This window comes from Halocatena marina, from assembly GCF_023276375.1.
In the GTDB taxonomy this organism is placed as follows: domain Archaea; phylum Halobacteriota; class Halobacteria; order Halobacteriales; family Haloarculaceae; genus Halocatena; species Halocatena marina.
In genome coordinates, this window is the sequence record NZ_JALLPK010000003.1 from 369,336 (window position 1) to 390,054 (window position 20,719).

Genomic DNA, 20,719 nt, shown 5'->3' on the forward strand with positions numbered 1-20,719 from the left:
GGCCTGAAGGGCGGAATTCTCTACTTTCAAGATGGTGTTTTCAGACGTGTTGTGTAATGTCTCTCAGATCGAACAATTGTAGATCATCGCGCTTGGACACAGCTTCCCGTACGGATTGTGTTGCGCCGCTGCGTGTGAACAACGCGTACTCCTTGTTGCTGTTGCTAGTGTCTGGCGTCCATCGTATTTCCGCAGCATGGTCTTCGAGTGAGGCGAGCGCACTGTAGTCGAGTGGTTTATTCGTGAACTTACATTCCCCCACGACCATCGTCCCACCAGTGGTGAAGCCGACGACGTCAACCTCGTGCTCCTTGTACCACCAGCGGCCGATATCGAGGAACATCTCTTCCGGATACAGCTTCGGCAAAGCATTCTGACACAGTTTCTCGAACTCCTGGCTAACGAAGTCGGGGAGTTCTGGCTCAATTACCGCCTCGTAGGCATCCTCACCGAGACGTTCGTATCGATCTTCCTTGCCGTAGACGAAGCGGTACCAGAAGCGAAATAGGGAATCCAAGATCCGATAGCGTCCGCGGCGTGACTTCGCTTTCTCTTCGGTGATCGGGACCTCACGCTCGATGAGCCGTAGACGTTCTAATTTCTGGGTGTATGTCGATATCTGCTTTCCATCAATCCCCACCGCTTGGGCGATCTCGTTCGATGTCGTCTTCCCCGCGGCAATCGCGGTGAGGATTGCAAAGTACCGATTCGGGTTTGTGAGTTCAGTCCGGAGCACGTACTCCGGTTCGTTGTGGAGATATCCCTTCTGGGACAGCACTTCCTTGGTGAGTGCTGTTCCGAGCTCCCGACCGAGACCGACGCTGTCGAGGTAGTAGGGGACACCACCAAAGATTCCCCATGTGAAAATCCGCTCTTCAGTCGAGGCGTTATCCGGAACGAACTCCTGTGCAGCGGTGAAGTCAAGGGGCCGAAGGTCGAGCTTCTCTGTGAATCGTCCGTACAGAGGACTGTTCCCCAGAAGCGTTGCTTCTTCCATCATACTGATCGACGACCCGATCAAAATGAGCGTTCCCGAGGTGTTCTGAAACCGCTGGTCCCACAACCGCTGGATGACTGACGGAAGGCTCTCGTCGGCGTCGATAAGGTAAGGAAATTCGTCGAGGACCACAATCCCGTTTTGGTCACCGAGGTATCCGAGCAGCGTTTCCCAGTCCTGTTTGATCTGCGTGATGCCAGGGAAGGTCTCGGACGTCACGTCGACGAACTCGTCGAGTTGTATCTGGGAAGTGGTTTCCGTAGCCTGATAGACGACGGCGTCGTCGCGGTCGGAGAGCGAGTGCTGGACAAGCTGTGTTTTCCCAAGGCGTCGCCGACCGAAAATGACGACCATCTCGGCATCGTCGGATTCGTAGCACCCCCGTAGCCGTGAGAGTTCGTCTTCCCGATTCACGAAGTGTTCCATGCGCTTACTCTAACCCAATCGAAGATAATACTTCCGAATAGCCTATTTCTGAATAGGCTAATTCAAAATTGGCTATTTGAGAATCTGTTCGTGGCGTCTTATATTAACAATCAAGTACTCGGTGGTCTCCCAGACAGCTACCTAATGAGTATCGTTACTTCGAGATCGTATCGTCTATAGTGGCGTCACTGATCTGACAGTCTTCGCTGTCTGTAGCTAGTGATTCTCAACCGGACAGCGCTCAATCCGGTTTCATCGTCAGTTCGATATGATTGTAGTTTCGAACGCGCCAGTTATGTCTCGACCCCAACAGAACACACAGCTCAGTGATGCTGCTATCGCTGTTCTCACGTGTGCTGCGTCCAATGACGGTGTCGCTGTGATGGACAAAACATATGGACGAGATGTTGCTGCGACCGAAGGAGTCACGACTTGAGGGACGGGATACATCATTCTACTTTTTCTCAAAAGAGACATAATCCATGTCGATGAGGCACGAACAGCCATTGATGCGATGATTGATGAGGGGTGGTATTGTGCACCCATGTCTATGCAGCGATCATCCGTAAACTCGACTCGCTTGAAAACTGAGTGACGGAACGTGAAAAAGCATAAATCCCACAGCTCCACTCTACAGTGTGCAGAAATTACTATTCAGGTGACGACTCAGAGTTAGGGTCACCTTCATCCGCTGCATAGCACTTCGCACATTCCCAGTAAGTGTACTCACTGTGGTCACCAGTCCACCGGACACCCTCGTGGCCTTCACCATCTCGATCAGCCTCCGCATACTCTCCGTCTGACTCGGCGTCGGGTACTTGCATCCGTCCGAAGTAGTACCGCGGACTCTTCGCACCACACACCGAACATGCCGGTGGATCCTCCCAATGCTCTTTCGGTGCCTTCCTACCTACCTCCTGATAGCACGAGGCGATACGTCGTGATAGGTCTACTTCATCGATGTCATCGGTGTAGCTCACTGCCGCAATCAGTCCGTCGAGTGCATCCTCAAGATCTACATCTTCGTTCTGGGACTCAGTGGCACGGTTGGCACCCCTGATCGCTGCCAACCGTTTGTCGATGTCATCAACGTCGGTAAGATACGCGTGTTCCACGAAGCGACGGTATTTCCGGCGTGTCTGCTCAGTATATACCTGACCTGCTGGTGCACCCCACTTCTCTTCGAAGGAGTCGTGGGGTGCGTCTTCTCCGAACACTGCCTCACTTGCTTCCTGAAACGCCTGCCCGAAATCGTCCGTTACCTTGCCCAACAAGGACAGGAACAACAGCGCTTCTTCTTCGGTGAGTCGTTTTCGATCAGTCATCTTCTGGATCCTCGATTTCGGCTTCGACTAGTGGTCGGTTCCGTTAGTGAAGACTGCTCGGTTCAATCGGCCTTCGTATCCGCTTGCGAATCGGAAATCGAACCACGATTTGCTGAAATACATCCCCCACGAGCGACACTATGGGATCTCATCTCGGACTGGTTGCTCGTCAATATTGTTTGCAGTGCGGTGGAACACCTGACTCACACCAGCAGTGAGTCCGCCATCGGCCGGAATATTCGCCCCTGTGATGAACGAGCTGCGGGGGGAGGCTAGGAAAAACACGGCGTCAGCGATCTCTGCAGGCTGTCCGAGACGGCCAAGTGCTGTCTCATCGCACAGTTCCTGATAGGGATCGCCATCGGCCTCCTCTCGTGTCTCCCGTCGTGATTCAGTCAGAATCGTTCCGACCGAGAGCACATTTGACCGGATATTGAACGTCCCGTAATGGACTGCGATCGACCGTGAGAGCGAATAGAGGCCAGCTTTCGCCGCCGAGTATGCACTCGCTCCGATACCGATCGCTGCGTTGGCCGTACTCACATGGATAATGGAACCACCATCCGCATCGGCCATCGGTGGGATGACCTCGCGAGAACAGAGATACGGGCCGGTGAGATTCAATGCTATATTGTCTGCCCACGTGTCCTCGCTGACCGTATGGAGTTTTCCATCATTGCCCCGTGCGCCACCAGCATTGTTCACGAGAATATCAATTCCATCGAAATCCGCGAGGGTCGCGTCTACTAATGCGCGTACATCGCTCGCACTCGTTACATCGCATTCGACAGGATGGACCGTTCCGGGGGTGTCATCAGGGAGAGCGTGTTCAATCTCAGCGGCTGCTGGCTCAATCCGGTTGGCAGAACGTGAACAAATAACCGTCATTGCGCCTTCAGTTGCAAATCGATGAGCGATGACCTTGCCAATTCCCCGAGAGCCTCCAGTCACAATCGCGGTCTGACCAACGAGAGAATGCTCTTTCATAGGCTATCACGGGCAAAGATGCCAGTTAAGTGTTGTTCATAGCACAGTATCCAATATTCGGAATAGACCGGCGAAAACAGTGAAGCGAAACTAATGTCCCAAGTTAGAGCTGGAAGAGAACAGTTGCGGAACGATCCAAAAGCGTTCGCCAGTCCTGAGATTCCGTACGATTGCGAGACACTCCTCGGAGCGTCTACCCGATTAGGTGTGGGAGGATCTCAGGCATTGTCTGTTTCATTTGTCCCTTCCAGCTGTGGCCGTTCATCAGCCTCGATCGATGGTTGGGCAGGCCGTTTGATGAACTGCCGCCAGACGCGCTCACGGAGTCCAAGTCGGTCAGCTGGAAGAAGTCGTCCCTCGATATCCTCAAGCAGATAGAGCCGGCCACGCTGACGGCCTGATGGAGTGTGGACGATCCCTCGGCCAGCCTCGAAGTTCTGGAGGGTATCCTCACCGATTGGGTAGTCTTCGAACACTCGCTTATCATTTTCGTCAACCTCAACGAGCCATTCGTCTTCATTATCCGGCCCAACGTTGCGCTCAACGCGTTCTCGGCCGATTCGTTGGCGGCAGTACTCAACCGAGCCCTGCCCGACACGGAGGTGGATTTCTTGGGCCAACCCACTGAGAAGACTGTCGGCTCCATCTTTCCCGTAGGTATCACGAAGCTGGGGAATCGCCTGCACGCCTAAGATTGCATAGCAGTTGTAGGCACGGCCCGCATTAATCAACCGTTCGAGCATGTCAAGCTGGGGCAGCGCCGCGAATTCATCGAGAATGTAGTACGAGGGACGTTCGTCTTCTAAGCCAAACCGAATCGACCAGTCGATTAATAATCGGAAAATCGGCTGGACAGAGGAGGACTGCTGAATTGGGAAATCGAGAATCAGGATCTGTCCGCGTGGATCGGCCATATACTCACGGACCGAAAACGTCCCCGCATCGGCGAAGTCGCCGCGAAACACCGCTTTAACCCGTTCTTCGAGGATTGACACAATATTACTGCTTGCTTCTACTCCCGCCGGTAGGTGTTTTTTAGCCGAAAGATCTTCTGCTACAAATCCCTTGTGGAGGAGTTCCACGTCAGCCCCGTCGAGAAATGAGACGAGATCCGCATTCGTCAGCGGTCGAGTGGCCCGTCGTTGGAGCAGACGCAGTACGTCCGCAAAGACCTGTGAGGCAGCATTGGTAAAGTAATCATTCTCCGTTTCTGCACCCGCGAAGATTGCTTTGGCAATCTCATCATAATCACCGTCTTCTTCGATTTCCCGAAAGACATTCCAAATCACGGTTGAGTCGCGTGAGGAGAGCCGAACGACGTTGTTCTCTGTAAAGAACGTCTGGTAGTCTCGCTTGTAATCGAAGATCACAAACGCCTCGTCAGGTTCAGCCTGTAATTGATGAGCGAGCACTCGAATGGCCTCGGTCTTCCCGCTGCCAGTTTCTCCAAGTACGAGGACCGAACGGTCCATTTCGAGCTGGACTGCCCGCTTCGAACCGGGAGGGTCACCGTGGCGTTCCCCCGAATCCGAGAGAGGCACAAGCATGATGTCCTCATAGAGCTGGTGACGTAGTTGATATTCAGTTTGACCGAACTGCCAGTAGATTGTGAGTATCCCAAGCCCGACGAGGAGAATTACCGGGTGGATTACCACACCGATAAAGACAGGTTGCGAGAACAGTCCAATAGAATGTTTTTCACCGATAACAAGCGGTGCAATCCCGATATCCCACCCGAGCCATGGGATCAGTAGTGAGCATATCACGATGAGTACAGCCCAGTACCGGAGACGCATCCGGAACTGCAAGAGAATCCACTCATAACCCCATCGAATCCCTTTGAGAGCCCGTTGCCAGAGCTGAGAATTGTGATCAGATATTGTCATACGTGATTGGTCGAGTCCCATTTTCTGGGACATTTGTCTAGAGGGCAATACTGTCGGTTCGATCGCATCGTGCTCATTCTGTGGTGATGGAGGACTGTCGAGCGGAGCGAATCGCCCGATTCGGTACAGAGGACAAGGGCCGACAGTAACGAGGATCCGCGAGCCCACGACGAGCCGGCTTCAAAACAACAGCACATAGTTCACATCTTACATACTATCCAATAAAACACTACGATTTTCAGGTCGAGACAGATAGGGAATCTCCTATAATGACAATATATTTGAAGAAGTTGTTATCGGTCGGATAGCGATTTTTCCATTCCCGTATCGCTGTGCGTGTCTGTGCCTTCGCTCTTACTCATACCGGTTCCATTCTCGATCGTCATGGAACGGAGCTCTTCACGGATTCGGATGCCCTCTTCGCCTGCTTCGGTTATCTCCTCGGAGGCGTTAGTCTCTGTGGCTGGCACGGCCTCTTCGGCCTGTTTTTGCATAGACTGGAGCACTTCCTTGACAGACATGTCTTTCTCGTCGGCGTATGTCTGGACCACTTGGAATAGCTCTTCATCGGTCTGTGGCAGTTTTCTCGTCGACTCCTCATCCGACTGCGTTGCTGTTTCTTCCGTCGTTTCATCGACCGTCTGGTCTGTCGTGACGATAGCTGACTCTTCGGCCCAGCTGGGTATCTCTTCAGGGAGGTCGGCAGAATCGATCTGTTCGATTTCGGTTAGTTGCTCGTTGTCTAGGTCATTGCTTCGCCCGTAATATTTCAGAGCGACGATGTCTGCTGCTGACAGTGTCCTCTCTCCTCTGGCGGTCTCGATTTGTATCCCATCATCGTCGATGGTCGTGCTTGTCGTTCCATGGAACGGTGTCCAGTAGAGATCACTGTCCTCTACCTGTTCGTGAACGCGTTCAAGCATCTCATCGTGAGGATGGGCATCGTATTCGTTCTCATCTGGATAATATTGATTATTTAAACTACTCGAAATGATCAGTGATTCCGAATCGATATGAGCAAGCGAGTTAGATCCAAATCCATTTTCTGCTCCATGATGAGGAACTTTGGCGACGTCAACGGCACTAAGCTGCTCGGGATACTGTCCAGATAACCGTTCTTCGGCTTCACCCTCTACATCGCCGGCAAGCAAGACACTGTTATCGCTTTGAGTAACCTGTAGGACGACACTATTCTCATTACGATCTGTGCTATCGATTTCCTGAGATGGATTGAGAATATCGACCTCGGCATCACCAAGATCAAACGAGTCCCCCTCCTCTATCTGATTTGGTTTAATGCCATTTTCGATCATTGAATCTTTAAACTGATTCATTGCCTTGGTGTCCGGAGGTTCAACCCCTTCTTGATGAGGAGCATGAACTGTGCCAATCCGATCGGATCCATACGCTTCGATTACATCAGAATGTCCTCCGATATGATCTGCATCGAAGTGGGTCGTAACAAAATGATCGAGATAGTTAATGTCGCGGTTGTCAAGATGGTCGAGAACCTGGTCACTGCTGTACCACGGACCGGAATCAACGAGCACAGTTGTCCCGTCTGAACCTTTGAGAAGGATACTATCACCCTGACCAACATCGATCACGTCGACACAAAGTTGGTCCTCATCCCTGCTATCGTTTGGTTTCTCCATCGCTATCTCTCCGATAATATATCAATTATCCGTCTCACTTTCGTCGTCTCCAAAAAGATCATCAAGTTGCTGTTGTGCCTTTTTGTGCCGCTGTTCGGAAAGTTCTGGATCGTATGTTATGTCGACAATTTCACTGTCTTCAATGATTCCGTGAAATATTCGCGTCGTAATCGGATCATCAGGATCAAGACCAGGGACATCGTTGGCTGGAAGAACAACCTGACCAACAATTTCATCAATCTCTCGGTCGACAATGAGGAGAACAGCTTTGTTTGATTCAAAACGGTCGAATTGAAGTTCGTATTCCCCGTCGTTTGGATCCTCTTGCCAACGGTAGTGAGCCTCGTCGAACGTTGTCATGATCTTATTATTTACCAATGACTATCGTCATTATAAACATTGGTGAAATTGGGGCGAACAGTCGTTACTAGTTAGTATACAGAAATAGAAAAGTACGGAATATAGCACTATAGACAGTTTTTCCACTATATAATTCTAACATGTCTACTTAAGACTTAGAAAACCGTGCTTGTTTTCGTCGTTGGTGTCTCGGAAAAGTTCATCAATTGGCGTCGGCGTAAATAATTATCGATATAAAATATGTCAGTGACCCATTTCGCTTCCCGTATCGGTATCGGCATGCAGACGGTCAAGGCGACCTTGGAATTTCTCATGACGGTTCTTTGACTTTTCCTGATCGAACGTCATGGCTTTGATTTTATTGTCTTCAATTATTCCGTCATAAATTTTCGTCGTAGCTGGGTCATCGGGATTAAGATCTGGGACATCAGCGGTTGAGAGGATAACATCACCCACAAATCTCCCTTCCTCATCAAGGCATTTTTCCGTATCAACGATGAGGAAAACGCCTTGATCGTGATGATTTGTAGTTGATTCAAAGCGGTCGAATTGGAGTTCATACTCTCCATCATCAGGATCCCGATCCCATCGATAACGGGCGTCTTCGAACATCGTTATAATATATTATTTCCCAACAACATAATTATTATAAATGTAGGCGAAAATGATATATCTCACGGTTGTTGACATCTATACAAAGACTATCATTGCTAGCGTGAACCGCCATTCCTATTGATTCTCAGACTCGCCTACATCTTGAGTGCCATTTTCATCGTCAGGAGTAGCTCGGACGCGTTCGTATCGTTCCTCGGCTTCTCTGATTCGTTGTTCGGTGATTTGGGGATCGTACACCAACTCAACGAGTTCACTACCATCGATTGTCCCGTGAAAAATCGCTGTTCTAACTGCGTTATCGGGATCTATCCCGGGAGTATCGGTTGCTGGGAGGACGATATCTCCGATGGGCCAATCCTCCGTTTTATCAACAACGAGGAGAACGGCCTTATTCGATTCAAAACGATCGAATTGGAGTTCGTACTCACCGTCATCCGGTTCATCTCGCCAGCGATAGTGAGCGTCATCGAACATCATTATTAGCCGATGTGTGCAGTTACTATAGATATTGGCGAAGACGACGCAGATCGTGGTTAATGACAAAATATCTATAGAAATGGTAGATAGATTCAAAAAATCGCCTCCGAATATTCGTGAATTAGTTAGTGTAAAGTCCGCGTATAGCATTCAAACTGAAGACCCTGAATCTTCGGGCTTTTCCTCAATGTTTTGTGTGCTTTCTCCGTGACCGTTCTCGATAGGCTGTGACTCAATCTCCTCCATGATTCGGTCTCCCTCTTTGCCTGCTTCCGCTATTTCAGGTGGTACGCCATCCGAGTAAGGAGCTGAGGACCCTCTTTCTGATGACGCTCCGGTCGCTTGTGCCGGGTCAGCTGTCGGTTCGGCCGCTTTCTTGGCTGTCTTATCACCAACTGTGCCGTCCTCGGCTTCCTCTTTGGCTGAATCAGTTTCGTTGTCCATCGTAGTGGTCGACTCCGTCTCCTTCTTACCCGCCTCAGTGGCTTCGGCCGTTGACGCTTCCTTGTTTGTCCCATTCACAACAACAGTCCCCTCACTTTCCCCGGCCAGTGCAGTATCCTCACTCTCTTCGGCTGATTCTGTCCCGTCGTTCTCCTGAGTCTCGTCTTCCGCACTCTCTTCACCGACCGCCTCATCCTCACTTTCCTCCGACACCGATGCGGTGGATTCGGCTGTCTCCGCTGCTTCTTCGTACTCTTCGTGCCCCTCTATACGGTCTTGTAGTTCACTCTTCTCCGCTCGAAGATCGTTTTTCTTCTCTCGAATATTTGTCCGCTTCTCTAGTAATCGATCTCTTTCATCTAAAAAATATTCCCTCTCCTCTATGGATCCCTCTCCGATACTGATATTCTCCTTATTTTGTTCTAAAAGTTCATCATTCTCTTCAAGACGGTTGTTGACAGCTTCTATCTCATTATCAAATTCTTCGATTCGACCATCAAGATCATCTCTCTCCTCTCGAAGCGTATCGATCCCCGCTTGAGGTTTCTCTAGTTCTGGGTTCTGTTCGACGTCCATCTCCCAGTCATCAACGAGGGCGTTATTGGAATCCGTTTTATTGTAGGTTTTTCGTATGTGAAAATCGCCCATTCGGAGAAACGCTCGTCTGGATACGGTGGCGTCGGTCGGTTCAACCCGGCATGAATAGAACGTCTGGGTTCTGCTCACAGTACCAGTGGCCTGGACCGTCTCCTGCTGTGTTTCTCCACGTGTCCGTCCAGCCTTGGTCGAGACCTCACCGGTCGTATCAATAGTTCCAACACCGGGGACACTGACCCCACCACCCCCACCCACTTTGCTGCCGACTTCGGTTTGTGATGTTTTAGAGGAACCCTGTGTTTGGCCAATCGTTTCTTGACTCTCTAGCGTCTCTGTCTGTGCCTGTAACCCTTCTTCGTGACATCTGCAAACTTCGGTCCCTTGTTTAAAATCAGTTTGTGGAACGTCAAGTCCCCAGAAATTTTGCTGTTTAAGATCATTTTCAATCACGGACCTCATCTCTCTCCATTTCTCCTCAGATATATTTCCATTCCTAACAAATAAAAATCGAGTCTGCTGCTCCATCCGAGCGAAGGTGTCGGCAATGTCCTCGGGCGGCATCTCCTCAATCTCGTCAGGCAAGTCACCGAATTGATCCCCCCGACGTTGGCGATCGAGTTCTGCTGCCTGTTCGGTTAGGGTTGGCTCGTCGTCTCGAAAGTACGACCTGATCTCATCAAGAAGGTCCATTACAGCTACTCCTCCGCGTATCCCGCTCCGACTTCAGTGATGTTGATCATTTTCTCGACACGCTCAGCTGGTAGGTCGTTATAAGAGCGCAATTCCTTGAGTCCGGCTAACACTTCATCGACATCGTTGAGTGCCTCAACGTCCTCGTAGGCAACGGTCGTCAGCGTTTCGGCGGCACGCAAGCGAGTTTGGGATCTAGGATCATCGAGCACTGAAACAAACGCCCGAAGCATTGAGGGAAACTCACGAGGAGCAGCTTTGACGGTGTCATCAAGATTTATTGCGGCAGTTTCCCGGACGTGTCCCTCTGCGTCACGGAGCAGACTCGCAAGTGCTTCGTCGGCCTCACTGATTGACTTATCTGTTTCTCTGTCGATAACACCGAGGGTGGCAATACCGTCCATTTGTGAACTACCTGTCAGCTCTTCGTCGGTGAGCGCGGTGGCAAGGTGGGGGACGAAGTCGGTACCTTCCTCAGGGATAGTCTTAGTGATTATGGCGACGACATCAATAGCCAATCCCCGAACGATGCTATCCGTGTCGTCGAATGCGAGTTCCAGCAGCTCAGGATGCCGAGTCCCGATCTGAGGATCCAAACCCGCGACGTCACCGAGAAGTTTCGTGACCGAGCGGCGTGCATCGGTCTCACCCGATTCAAGGATCGTCCGGAGGTCTTCAACGTGTTCGTCGAACCGGCTCGGATCGCTCTCAATTGTAGCAATTATGTTGTCTGCGTCGGTCATGTGTAGCTCACCTGTCGATCAATCGTTTCTGTCTGGATGACTTTGTAATCGTCTGCAGAATGGTTCATACCAAATTATCTCAGGATACTATTGTAGTAGTTTCGGTACTCTGAACCCACACAGCAGTTATTCCACTTCATTCGTGGTGGTGTATCACAGGCAAGTCAGTGCACCGATGAATTCTATTCCGACCGTTTCTTGCTTCTGTCGCGTCTTGTGCTCTATTGTCTACCGATGTGGAGCTCAGCATCCTGTTCGAATCGATCCACAGGCGGGCCTTCAGCAAAGTCTCCATATTCGTGCACAGGAACGGTCACGCTTGCCTGCACGTCGTAATGCGCAAAATACGCGCTAATATATTTGAGCATCCCAACCTGCCACGCACTGACAGCTCGCTCCGGTGGCAGCCATTCATTGAGGCCGAGAAGATACTCGTCGGTCGCGGTGGCTACGTATCGAAAGCTGAAGGTGTGAAAATCAAGCCGATCAGCAGTTGGCTTGAATGGCCGAAACACCGCCGTTAGATCGATCATCCCTTCCTCTCCCTCAATCGGATCGACAGCGATGACTCGCCTCGTTCCCGGTGGGAGATCATCATCAATGGAAGCAGACGAGAACTCAGTCATTGGGTCTCACCTGATAGGTGTCGGTGGGGCGTCCACATGCACTCGAACATAGTTGCTCGAGGAGAGGCGCTTAACTAGTTCTTACGGCCTCGCTGTGTCTGGAATTCTTAGGACTGATTCGTACAATTCAAACAGATTCCTTTCCTCGATCACGGTTCGTCGGAACGATCCCCGATTCAAGCAGTCGAAGAGCTTTGCGTCGACCGCGTTGAGCGAAAGGATGGCATTCGGATTCGATTGGCTGAGTTCGAATTAGATATGCACTGGCAAGATGCACTCTCGATGTATGCTCACCACGAGGACCATTGCAGAGCGTTGCTTCCGCAGTGCTTGAACAGGCAGAGTGAGAATATCTCCTCGATCAATCAAGGCCAACAAAGCAGACCTTCACCACATATCTGGAGAGTAGGCTCGTTGAGCGAGACTTTCAAAATATATTTTTAATTAGTCGCGAAGTTCTGCAACTGAGTGTCCAACTGCTCGGACATGCTTACTTCGCTCAAGGTCAAATTCCTCGGCGAGGAAATCAACTGTCTCTTCGCCTTTCTGATTCTAGTCTGGCCGACGGCTCCCGCTGCGATCCTTGGTGTTTGGGATGGGCTAATACTCAATTGGTCCGTCCAACACATCCCCCGCTTGAACACTGGCTAGATTAAACAGACCGAATGTCTCACAGCCTACCTCCATGGTGATTCACGATAAGTATACCTACAAATACATAATAATATTACAGAAAGTTTATACTATCATCGATCATATGAGACCTTCGATGACTTCTGTCGTCGATGCGGAATTAGGAGAACAGCAATTCAGTCGCCGAACAGTATTGAAACTCGGTGGAGCGGCCGCTCTTGGGAGTCCGTTCCTTATCGGTCATGCGAGCGGTGCATCAAGAAAATCCGCTCCGCCAGTGTACTTTGACCGGCAATATGATGTGTCTAGTACCAATGGAGCCTTCCCGATGGGGTTGGCCGAGACAGCGGCGGGTGGGTTTATGATCGCCGGATTTCGCGTTCACAGCTCCAACTGGCTCGTTAAAACAAAACCGAACGGACGCTGGCTCTGGACACGCAGTCTCCACCATTGGCCAGACGGTTCAGTATACCCCTTCGCCACTCCTCGCGATATCATCCCTGCTCATGGATCTGGCTTTATCGCCGTTGGATCCAGCCGAGAGCATCCACAGGAAGGAGGAAAGAGTCACCGTGGCTTCTGGATCCAGAAATTTACAGACACGAACGAGCACGTCTGGTTTCGCGACTTCGGACATGGGTTCCGTGTCGCACACTCAGTCGCTCGTGCACCCGACGGTGGATACGTTATCGTCGGCAGCCGAATTGATTCCGACCTTGATGAGAATGTCGCCTGGCTCGTGAAAACCGACGAACACGGCCACAAGCAATGGACTCGCACCTACCACCATCAAGGGAGTGCGTCTGGCTACAAGATCGTCGCTCTTCCCCAGGGGTTACGCCATTCTCGCGAGTGTTTCCGATGGGACGAACGAGAGTTGGGTTTTCAAGATCTGTCCCAACGGCCGGAAATACTGGGAGTGCTTTTTCGACGACGAATTCACCGATCTCATCCCCGTCTTCAAGGGGCTCCTACTCTTTGGGGTGAATCGGAGCGAGCACTTCCACCTCGTGCGTCTTAACAGACATGGCGCACGACTCTGGACGCGTCACGTGGCCTATCCTGGCATGGAGCATTCGTCAGGGACACTCGTGAAAGTACATGGTGGTTACCTGATCAGTGGCTCACTCTATCCTGGGAGCTCGGATCCAACCGGCGTGGTTGCACGGTATTCTCTTGGTGGAAAGCAACGCTGGGAGTACACGTCGACTCCGTTAGTGATCAATGAGATAATCGCGACTCATGATGGGAACGTAGCGATCGCTGGCCACTCGCCGAATGAGAATGATATAGACACACCGATACTTATCAAAATTCTGTCGACAAGAGCGCTCAGTTTCTGATCCACGACAGATTTTCACTCCGGACACGGGGTATCCCCACACCGATCACGTCGAAGTATCACCCTGTCGGCAATTAAGTGGCCTGTTACAGCATGTCATAGAATTCTCACACACCTATCGAAGCAACCGAAATGATAGATAAAGAGCGTCACTGTTGTGATAAACGGTGCTGAGCCCACGGACCACGGTACTTCACCATGGAGTGAATCATCACCAGTACTAAGAAAATTGCACCACCATCAGTGATCAGGCTCGGCAAGATGCCCCAAACGCCGTATGTAGCAATGACGGCAGACCACATCGAGGAAGGAATCAGAACGAAGCCAAAGGCTTGGGTAATGTTCACCATAAATACAGTCCACCAGAGGAGTCGTGACTGGCTTCGCAGAGCTAAAATGCCTACTGAGTTGCCGAGGATGTAGAGGCAGCCGACAACCCGGAACCACATTGTGAAGCTAGGGGCTGCACCAGCTGGATCCGCGACGTTCTCCATCCACATCATCTTCTCAATCAACGACGTGTTGATAATAACAAAATTTTGCAATGTAGTGCCAACGGTGAAGATCACCGAGCTCAAAGCGATAGCGATCTGTATCTTTCTAGTGGTAGAGATGGTTGTCAGCTGTGATTTTCCACTCCTTATGTGCATACGAAATCATCCTCGGAAATAGTCAGAATGAGACAGACAAAAGTGCCAGCCAGAAGTAGTTCTCTTTTCATAGATAGCTCGACAACTCTCCGCCACAATAACTCGGTATCTATTGTGTCTGGGATATGGTTCATGGTTACCGCTTGAATATATCTCGGAGAGAGATGATAAGATCTGATCAAAACATGTTGCAATGAGTCAAACCGCTCTTGTACCGGCGACCAGTAATAAAGCGCATGCCTGAAGTGGAGCTGAAACTCAAACCATCTAACGAAGAGATAGCCGCTATTTCACGTGATTATCCGGATGTTGGGTTCCAGCTGCTAGATTCGTTTAGAATCGAGGAAGGGGCTCTCATGAGCATCCTTTTCGAAATACAGACACCGAATCCCGAGTCCATTGTTGAGTCGTTCGACGAAATGACGGAGTTGCATTCGTATGAAATTCTACATACTGGTGAAACGATGGTTCTCATTCGGTGTCTAATCGACGAGCCAGCACCGTCGCGCGCGGCGCGTGCCTCCAATAACCTCGTCAAACCTCCTCTCGTGCTTCACAATGGCTGGATCTTTGCCACGTTCACTGCTTCGGACGATAATATATCCCAGTTCAAAGATGAGTTGGAATCGGCTGGTGTCACATATCACGTCATCTCGATTGGTCCGCCATCTGACCCAATAGATCGTCTTACGAAGCGCCAACAAGAGGTACTTGATGAAGCGGTCGACCGTGGCTATTACGAGACACCGCGTGAGTGTTCAATTACTGAGCTCGCAATAGGTCTTGGGGTAACAAAGGGAACCGTGAGCCGGGTGCTTCATCGCGCTGAGTCAGCTATTATCAAGGAGATCGTTTAGAATGTTACAAACAAATTGGGTTCGTAATTTCATATAAATTTAAGCAAAGAATGAATTAATAATGGGGAAGATTGCCCTCTTATTACAGAAGATTGGTTGTTTTCACTGGTTAGGATTTTAGGCGGTAGGAGATCCACACCATACTGTACAGAACGCGTAATTGCATCTGTGTCGGGATAGAGCCGAGTTATCCATCAAGAAATTTAAATAAATTTGTTTTAACCTATTGGTTTGATCTTACCAATAGTTCGCTCTTGATCACGCCGTTGAGACTCCCGATTCTAATGAAACATCTGTACGAATAGATGGACAACGATCGCCAGCGTAGATCAATCGATTATTCTCTCACATCGAGCATGCGAAGAGAGGAGTTGACCAATGCTTTCGTTCGTTTAACCCGTCTGTTAACTGCGCGAAATTCGGACTCACGGAGAAGACATCCGTAGACGACACATGTTCTTCCAATCCGCCAGTCTCACACTTATGGTGTTTTCAGTTACAGTCATATGTATTCTGTCATACGCTCAATAGAGATAGTACGAGTTGCGGCAGCGAGTACCGAAGCCATCGATCTCAACCCTGTCTGTCATAACTATATATAATCTACGTTCATACAATTCAATCGAAGGGAAAACAGACACCATGACACCAAGAGTAGTCAATGAAGATGACGCAGAATCAGTCGAACGATCACATGGCAAGAAGTTCGCTAGTCGAGATATAGAACTCGGTCTCACAACAGGAAGCGAAAAACTCGGATGCACCCTCTATGAAGTACCACCGGAACACAGTGCGGCTCCCTATCATTATCACACTGCCAATGAGGAAGCCCTCTACGTTCTCACAGGTACCGGAACGCTAAGAACGAAGTCTGGAGAAGTGGAGATCTCAAAGGGAGATTATGCGACATTTCTCGCAGGAGATGTGGGAGCCCATCAGGTAACCAATACGTCAGACGTAACACTACGATATCTCTGTTTTTCCACAATGCGGGATCCTGAAGTTCTCGTATACCCGGACTCGGGCAAGATTGGTGTCAGAGGGGAAGCACCCGGCGCACCAAACAAGAATCTTCGAGAAGACGCCGAACTCGACTACTGGGAAGGAGAAACGTCGTGATCGAGACTCTCTCGACTGATTAGTTATCGTCCGTTGTAGCTCTACAGAGACTCCAACACCGGAGCACCAACATACCACGTTTGGCTATAGCTAACATCCCGTCGATGTCTCTTCGCAATACGTTATCTCAGCCCGAAATCGAGCTCGACTGCTTTGAGAAAGCGTCATATACCGATAGAACGATAGGAGATCTCCTTTGTGGATCACTCAAGCGCCGTGTTCGCCCGGAAACACAACGTCGAGCATATCTTTACCTTCGACAACGACTTGATATACTCGGGTTCACGCTCGTTCCGTTTGAACAGGGCTGAGGGCAGGTTGAAGCTATGTCGCCCACCAACGTTCCATACCCATCCCAATGCGACACATCACGCTCACCGAGAACCCCGACGGTCGATGGACAGCCTACGATACGGCCACCGAAACAGTGACTGACGGGAACACCCGCGACGACGCGCTCAAAAAACTCGATGCCGCACTTGATGAGCAGACCGAACCGGACACACCTCCCGCCGCACCACTCAAAGAGCTCGTTGGCCTTGTCGATGACGAGGGAGCTGAACGGGTGAAACAGCGGTCACAAGAGTTCCGTGAAGAGGTTAACGAACGGACGGACAGACGACGAAACGACAGGAGAAAGTGAACGCTCCTCGATACAACTTTTCTGATCGAGGAGAACACACCGATTGTTCTGTCGGTATATGAAACCGGGATTGGGCTAACCGACAATGAACGCGAACAATTCGATTCGATCGTCGAGCAAGTAACCGTCGTCTCCCTGAAACGTGGCGACACACGGCGCGCGCTATCGATCCAGCGGACACTGTTCGACCGTGGGCAACCGATCGGAGACATCGATTCGATGATTGCCGGGACTGCTGCCGAGCGTGATGAGACGACACTCACCCGCAACGTCGATGAGTTCGAGCGTATTGAGGCGATTGACGTTGAAACGTACTAACAACGATACTACAAAGCGGAACAGACCAGATAGCACATACTTCTCGCAGTAGCTGGCGCAGAGAGGACGCGTATCGATCATGTATTCATTTGACTTTCCCAACACGTTATCCATGTCTATCTTATATTGAGTCTATGGAACGTCGAAAACTACTCGCCACGCTGGGAGGAATTGGTGCAGTAGGGTTGGCAGGCTGTCTCAGTGAAAGCCGGTCAGCTGATACAGATCAATCTCCCTCCTCACCTGAACAAACGCAGTCCCCGACAGCAGAGCACAGTACCATCCAGCGCCATCTCTCTATCGTTGATCAGGATTCCATCGCCGATAGTCATGAGCTTCGAGTCCACGTCGAGCTACTTGAATCGACAACGACGAACACACAACCGGCCACACTACGTGTCAGTACGACTAACGAGGGGCCCAAACGAGCAATTTCAGTAGGGACTGACGGCTGTGATCTGTTTAACCGTGATCGTGGGGGTAGTAAGGAGCCGAGAGGGCTCTGGCTGTATCGAGTCGAAACTATGGACGCTGTAGACCGGAAAGCGAACAAATGGGTGCCAGCGAAGTCACCGGAACAACCACGCGTGTACTCGACGTATGGCTGTACTCCAATGGAATACGAATCGAGAGAGTCAGTATCGACAGAATACGGGGTATGGGACGATTACCAAGTGTCAGGATATCTCCAACCCGGCACTTATCGATGGGAAGAGGAGATTCACATTTGGGAAGACGCAACTGCGACGGCGAGAGAGCCCTCAAGTACCACGATTAAATGGGGCTTTTCGTTGGCCGTAGAGAAGCCCGACTAAGGAGTGGTACGAGTTCAGTACGAAGGGTGATTCTTCTATTCGTGCGGTGTTTCACCAGTAGACGCGGCTCGTATTGAGTGAAATACACACCGATCTCGTGCTACAGCTATCTCCGTATCTTGCATGCTGGTCTGCTCGGCACCGTCGCTGCGATACGAGACACTATTGATTCGCCTCATTATTCGATCTGGGTTCCCCTCGATGGGTTTTGAGGTACCGTCAGAGTAAAGAGCAAGTGTTAGCAACCTTCTGTTGGTTGTGACGGATACAACCACGAAAGGGGTTCGACTTCCAAGTGTGGCCCCTTTCTACCTTCGTTGCTGTCTAAGCCGGGTGCAGGGTTTTGCGGCGTTGGGTGTTCTGATAGAACGTCCCGTAAGTGATACGAAGGGAGTTGTATCCGTTTGGTATGGATGGTGCAGGATTATTAGTGTTTTCGGCCTGTTCTGAGTACGACAGGGCAGTGGGATAATAGCAGATCCTATCCTTTATAGAGAATTTCAGGACGTTATTCTGTGACAGTGATGGGGAGACTGGCTTGTTCGTCCGCTCCATCGCTTTGAGAGCAAACCTATCATTCAGAGCATTTAGAGAGCGAGGGCTCTGCCTCGGGAACTGGCGAGCCGCCGACACAACGAATCACGGTCAGACATTCGACTACGTTTGATTGCCCACTCTATAGGGATTGGCGTGACCAACTCAGAGATTCTATATAGCAGAGCATCAACGACAGAGCACCGTGTTACCGGTGTTTGGAACACGGTTTGCTTCCATTTTTTGCCGCTATCTACGCTAATCCCTATATCCATATTGTAACGAGTATTCGACTCACAGAGACTGTATCCTTTACTTCCTGATTAATCAGTGTCTGTGATTCATCCGTTTGTTACCGACGCAGACAGGAAAAAGAACGCTGGAGTCTAACCTTCTGTAGTAGATCAGGAGTTCTACACACGCTTCGGTTCATCTATGAATCCACACCAATCTCAACTCAACACGGCACAGTTCCTCAAGAATCTGCGCGACTTTCGATACCGCGAAGTGATGATGGTCGTGGCGACTCTCGCGGTGGTCGCCGGATCAATTGTGTTCTTCCCCGGCGTGGAGAATATTACGAAAGGCGTACAATCGAACGTCTCAGTCGGACTCCTCACACTATTCGTCGTTGTCGCGATCGTTGCCGGTGCGGTCAAGGGTATGATCGGGTTCGGATACGCCCTTATTACGACGCCAATCTTTGCATCGGTGATCGACCCGACGCTCGCGGTGGTCGTCCTCGCGATCCCTCCATGGATGATCAACATGTTCCAGATCGGTGAGACCAACACCGGACTCGCGTTCATTCGTGAGGAATGGATGTTGGTGGGCCTCGCTGTCGTCGGGTCAATCCTCGGCGTATTCTTCCTCGCACAGTTCCGTACTGGCCCTATCGTCCCGTTCCTCATTGGACTCGTTATCTTTGGGTACGTCGTGTTTCAAGTCGTCAGGAACTTCGTGACCATCGAGGAAGCCCATCATCCGATTGGCCTCAGCATAGCTGGATTCCTCGAAGGGTTCCTATTGGCGGTCGCCAATCTTGGCCCATTGCTTCCGGCCTACTTTCACACCTTTGAGCGTGACGTCGATCGGTATATCGGCGGACTTTCGATGGTACTGGGAACGATCTTCACAATTCGAATTCTCCAGATGGTGTTCTTTACGGATCTCATGACGACATATCGCCTCTGGCTCGGGTCGATCATCGCGGTCGTTACGATCGTCGGGCTCCTGCTTGGGACGTACCTGCGGCGACTGGAGATCGATCAGGAAAAGTTCAACTGGTTCGTCATCACCCTGCTGTTCGTCATCTCGCTCAATATCTTCCGGAACACCATCCCGACGCTCTTCTTCTAATCGAGGTCGTGCACGGTTTCAGATACGCGCATCCGTTGGCTTGTAATCGAGACCGTTCGCCCATGCCCAAAGACACGAACTCGACACCGTCGATGAAATCTGTCTCCGTTTCGTGAATTTCCTGAATCGTGTTGCTGCACTGTTTGAACTGAACGCTCCGTTGTTGTGACTCGAGGACCTATTCGCGCTGAGGAGAGCCTCCTTCGCTACGGATGCTTGGCTATTGACCTCCTCCCGCGCCTGAAGAACGGGAATCCGACCATCGGATTCAGACTGTCGCAGTCCTTCGGTTCCAACCCGCACTCGGAGGGAACCGGCGACACACCGGGGGAACTCTCGTTTGTCTCCCTCGTAGGGCTGTGGCCCGGTCAATGAGGCCCCATCGGAGTCCATGTCATCGCCGTGGGAACCACCGCTGATTCCCCACCCCTTGCGGTTCGGGGACGGCATCTCACCGAATCCGTAGCATCCGTGCAAACGAGGGGCACAGGTATAAACGATCTGTGATAACCAAACTGAGTGTCGCTCGACCTCCGCCTGATGACGGAGGTATGCGCTTGAATCTCTATCAACAACCGGCCGTCTTTTGGGACAGGTGCGCTATTACACTGACAATAGTAT

The 20,719-nt window shown here is 50.8% G+C and carries 21 protein-coding genes; 8 read left to right on the top strand and 13 right to left on the bottom strand.

All coding sequences use genetic code 11. The annotated features are described in order from the left end of the window. Positions 1-40 precede the first annotated feature (40 nt). Positions 41-1,423, bottom strand: coding sequence for an ATP-binding protein (locus tag MW898_RS22620; protein ID WP_248910523.1), 1,383 nt, complete (start codon positions 1,421-1,423; stop codon positions 41-43). Between the two features lie 268 nt (positions 1,424-1,691). On the opposite strand from MW898_RS22620, the gene MW898_RS22625 reads away from it, so the two are divergent. Then, positions 1,692-1,859 (top strand): hypothetical protein, encoded by a 168-nt coding sequence (locus MW898_RS22625; protein WP_248910524.1) that lies wholly within the window; start codon positions 1,692-1,694, stop codon positions 1,857-1,859. Between the two features lie 214 nt (positions 1,860-2,073). On the opposite strand, the gene MW898_RS22630 is transcribed toward MW898_RS22625, so the two are convergent. The 10 genes from MW898_RS22630 to MW898_RS22675 form a co-directional block, all read right to left on the bottom strand. After that, positions 2,074-2,748 carry a hypothetical protein gene (locus tag MW898_RS22630; RefSeq protein WP_248910525.1) on the bottom strand — a complete coding sequence of 225 codons (675 nt, stop codon included), beginning with the start codon at positions 2,746-2,748 and terminating at the stop codon, positions 2,074-2,076. A 138-nt stretch (positions 2,749-2,886) separates the two neighbouring features. Continuing rightward, positions 2,887-3,735 (bottom strand): SDR family NAD(P)-dependent oxidoreductase, encoded by an 849-nt coding sequence (locus MW898_RS22635; protein ID WP_248910526.1) that lies wholly within the window; start codon positions 3,733-3,735, stop codon positions 2,887-2,889. 218 nt (positions 3,736-3,953) lie between these two features. Further along, positions 3,954-5,621 (bottom strand): type IV secretory system conjugative DNA transfer family protein, encoded by a 1,668-nt coding sequence (locus tag MW898_RS22640; RefSeq protein WP_248910527.1) that lies wholly within the window; start codon positions 5,619-5,621, stop codon positions 3,954-3,956. 293 nt (positions 5,622-5,914) lie between these two features. Continuing rightward, entirely contained in the window at positions 5,915-7,276 is a 1,362-nt protein-coding gene (locus MW898_RS22645) for a ComEC/Rec2 family competence protein (protein WP_248910528.1), read from the bottom strand. A gap of 21 nt (positions 7,277-7,297) precedes the next feature. Further along, a complete protein-coding gene (locus tag MW898_RS22650) occupies positions 7,298-7,636 on the bottom strand; it encodes a DUF3006 domain-containing protein (protein ID WP_248910529.1) in 339 nt (112 codons plus the stop codon). A gap of 243 nt (positions 7,637-7,879) precedes the next feature. Further along, positions 7,880-8,248 carry a hypothetical protein gene (locus MW898_RS22655; RefSeq protein ID WP_248910530.1) on the bottom strand — a complete coding sequence of 123 codons (369 nt, stop codon included), beginning with the start codon at positions 8,246-8,248 and terminating at the stop codon, positions 7,880-7,882. 117 nt (positions 8,249-8,365) lie between these two features. After that, entirely contained in the window at positions 8,366-8,728 is a 363-nt protein-coding gene (locus MW898_RS22660) for a hypothetical protein (protein WP_248910531.1), read from the bottom strand. Positions 8,729-8,878: 150 nt separating this feature from the next. After that, a complete protein-coding gene (locus tag MW898_RS22665; protein WP_248910532.1) occupies positions 8,879-10,459 on the bottom strand; it encodes a coiled-coil domain-containing protein in 1,581 nt (526 codons plus the stop codon). Positions 10,460-10,464: 5 nt separating this feature from the next. Next, positions 10,465-11,202, bottom strand: coding sequence for a hypothetical protein (locus MW898_RS22670; RefSeq protein ID WP_248910533.1), 738 nt, complete (start codon positions 11,200-11,202; stop codon positions 10,465-10,467). A 221-nt stretch (positions 11,203-11,423) separates the two neighbouring features. Next, a complete protein-coding gene (locus MW898_RS22675; protein WP_248910534.1) occupies positions 11,424-11,828 on the bottom strand; it encodes a hypothetical protein in 405 nt (134 codons plus the stop codon). Between the two features lie 231 nt (positions 11,829-12,059). On the opposite strand from MW898_RS22675, the gene MW898_RS26585 reads away from it, so the two are divergent. Further along, positions 12,060-12,272 carry a hypothetical protein gene (locus MW898_RS26585; protein ID WP_507237223.1) on the top strand — a complete coding sequence of 71 codons (213 nt, stop codon included), beginning with the start codon at positions 12,060-12,062 and terminating at the stop codon, positions 12,270-12,272. A gap of 325 nt (positions 12,273-12,597) precedes the next feature. Then, on the top strand, positions 12,598-13,482 hold the full coding sequence (locus tag MW898_RS22680) for a hypothetical protein (RefSeq protein WP_248910535.1): 885 nt from the start codon (positions 12,598-12,600) through the stop codon (positions 13,480-13,482). A 470-nt stretch (positions 13,483-13,952) separates the two neighbouring features. On the opposite strand, the gene MW898_RS22685 is transcribed toward MW898_RS22680, so the two are convergent. Further along, the gene (locus MW898_RS22685; RefSeq protein WP_248910536.1) at positions 13,953-14,372 is read right to left on the bottom strand and encodes a hypothetical protein; all 420 of its coding nucleotides are present in this window, start codon (positions 14,370-14,372) and stop codon (positions 13,953-13,955) included. Positions 14,373-14,689: 317 nt separating this feature from the next. Between MW898_RS22685 and MW898_RS22690 the strand changes: the two genes are divergently transcribed. The 5 genes from MW898_RS22690 (at position 14,690) to MW898_RS22710 (ending at position 20,098) form a co-directional block, all read left to right on the top strand. Beyond that, entirely contained in the window at positions 14,690-15,310 is a 621-nt protein-coding gene (locus MW898_RS22690; RefSeq protein WP_248910537.1) for a helix-turn-helix domain-containing protein, read from the top strand. A 642-nt stretch (positions 15,311-15,952) separates the two neighbouring features. Then, positions 15,953-16,429 carry a cupin domain-containing protein gene (locus tag MW898_RS22695; RefSeq protein ID WP_248910538.1) on the top strand — a complete coding sequence of 159 codons (477 nt, stop codon included), beginning with the start codon at positions 15,953-15,955 and terminating at the stop codon, positions 16,427-16,429. A 358-nt stretch (positions 16,430-16,787) separates the two neighbouring features. Continuing rightward, positions 16,788-17,072 (top strand): type II toxin-antitoxin system HicB family antitoxin, encoded by a 285-nt coding sequence (locus MW898_RS22700; RefSeq protein WP_248910539.1) that lies wholly within the window; start codon positions 16,788-16,790, stop codon positions 17,070-17,072. A 452-nt stretch (positions 17,073-17,524) separates the two neighbouring features. After that, positions 17,525-18,205 carry a hypothetical protein gene (locus MW898_RS22705; protein WP_248910540.1) on the top strand — a complete coding sequence of 227 codons (681 nt, stop codon included), beginning with the start codon at positions 17,525-17,527 and terminating at the stop codon, positions 18,203-18,205. A 969-nt stretch (positions 18,206-19,174) separates the two neighbouring features. Beyond that, the gene (locus tag MW898_RS22710; protein WP_248910541.1) at positions 19,175-20,098 is read left to right on the top strand and encodes a sulfite exporter TauE/SafE family protein; all 924 of its coding nucleotides are present in this window, start codon (positions 19,175-19,177) and stop codon (positions 20,096-20,098) included. Positions 20,099-20,116: 18 nt separating this feature from the next. On the opposite strand, the gene MW898_RS22715 is transcribed toward MW898_RS22710, so the two are convergent. After that, on the bottom strand, positions 20,117-20,548 hold the full coding sequence (locus MW898_RS22715) for a hypothetical protein (protein ID WP_248910542.1): 432 nt from the start codon (positions 20,546-20,548) through the stop codon (positions 20,117-20,119). Positions 20,549-20,719 lie beyond the last annotated feature (171 nt).

Coding starts and splice junctions, on each gene's coding strand:
- MW898_RS22680 (WP_248910535.1), top strand. CDS start 12,598: ATGACTTCTGTCGTCGATGCGGAATTAGGAGAACAGCAATTCAGTCGC.
- MW898_RS22645 (WP_248910528.1), bottom strand. CDS start 7,276: ATGGAGAAACCAAACGATAGCAGGGATGAGGACCAACTTTGTGTCGAC.
- MW898_RS22630 (WP_248910525.1), bottom strand. CDS start 2,748: ATGACTGATCGAAAACGACTCACCGAAGAAGAAGCGCTGTTGTTCCTG.
- MW898_RS22655 (WP_248910530.1), bottom strand. CDS start 8,248: ATGTTCGAAGACGCCCGTTATCGATGGGATCGGGATCCTGATGATGGA.
- MW898_RS22650 (WP_248910529.1), bottom strand. CDS start 7,636: ATGACAACGTTCGACGAGGCTCACTACCGTTGGCAAGAGGATCCAAAC.
- MW898_RS22700 (WP_248910539.1), top strand. CDS start 16,788: ATGCGACACATCACGCTCACCGAGAACCCCGACGGTCGATGGACAGCC.
- MW898_RS22675 (WP_248910534.1), bottom strand. CDS start 11,828: ATGACTGAGTTCTCGTCTGCTTCCATTGATGATGATCTCCCACCGGGA.
- MW898_RS22665 (WP_248910532.1), bottom strand. CDS start 10,459: ATGGACCTTCTTGATGAGATCAGGTCGTACTTTCGAGACGACGAGCCA.
- MW898_RS22670 (WP_248910533.1), bottom strand. CDS start 11,202: ATGACCGACGCAGACAACATAATTGCTACAATTGAGAGCGATCCGAGC.
- MW898_RS22695 (WP_248910538.1), top strand. CDS start 15,953: ATGACACCAAGAGTAGTCAATGAAGATGACGCAGAATCAGTCGAACGA.
- MW898_RS22690 (WP_248910537.1), top strand. CDS start 14,690: ATGCCTGAAGTGGAGCTGAAACTCAAACCATCTAACGAAGAGATAGCC.
- MW898_RS22715 (WP_248910542.1), bottom strand. CDS start 20,548: ATGCCGTCCCCGAACCGCAAGGGGTGGGGAATCAGCGGTGGTTCCCAC.
- MW898_RS22710 (WP_248910541.1), top strand. CDS start 19,175: ATGAATCCACACCAATCTCAACTCAACACGGCACAGTTCCTCAAGAAT.
- MW898_RS22635 (WP_248910526.1), bottom strand. CDS start 3,735: ATGAAAGAGCATTCTCTCGTTGGTCAGACCGCGATTGTGACTGGAGGC.
- MW898_RS22705 (WP_248910540.1), top strand. CDS start 17,525: ATGGAACGTCGAAAACTACTCGCCACGCTGGGAGGAATTGGTGCAGTA.
- MW898_RS22640 (WP_248910527.1), bottom strand. CDS start 5,621: ATGACAATATCTGATCACAATTCTCAGCTCTGGCAACGGGCTCTCAAA.
- MW898_RS22625 (WP_248910524.1), top strand. CDS start 1,692: ATGATTGTAGTTTCGAACGCGCCAGTTATGTCTCGACCCCAACAGAAC.
- MW898_RS22620 (WP_248910523.1), bottom strand. CDS start 1,423: ATGGAACACTTCGTGAATCGGGAAGACGAACTCTCACGGCTACGGGGG.
- MW898_RS22660 (WP_248910531.1), bottom strand. CDS start 8,728: ATGATGTTCGATGACGCTCACTATCGCTGGCGAGATGAACCGGATGAC.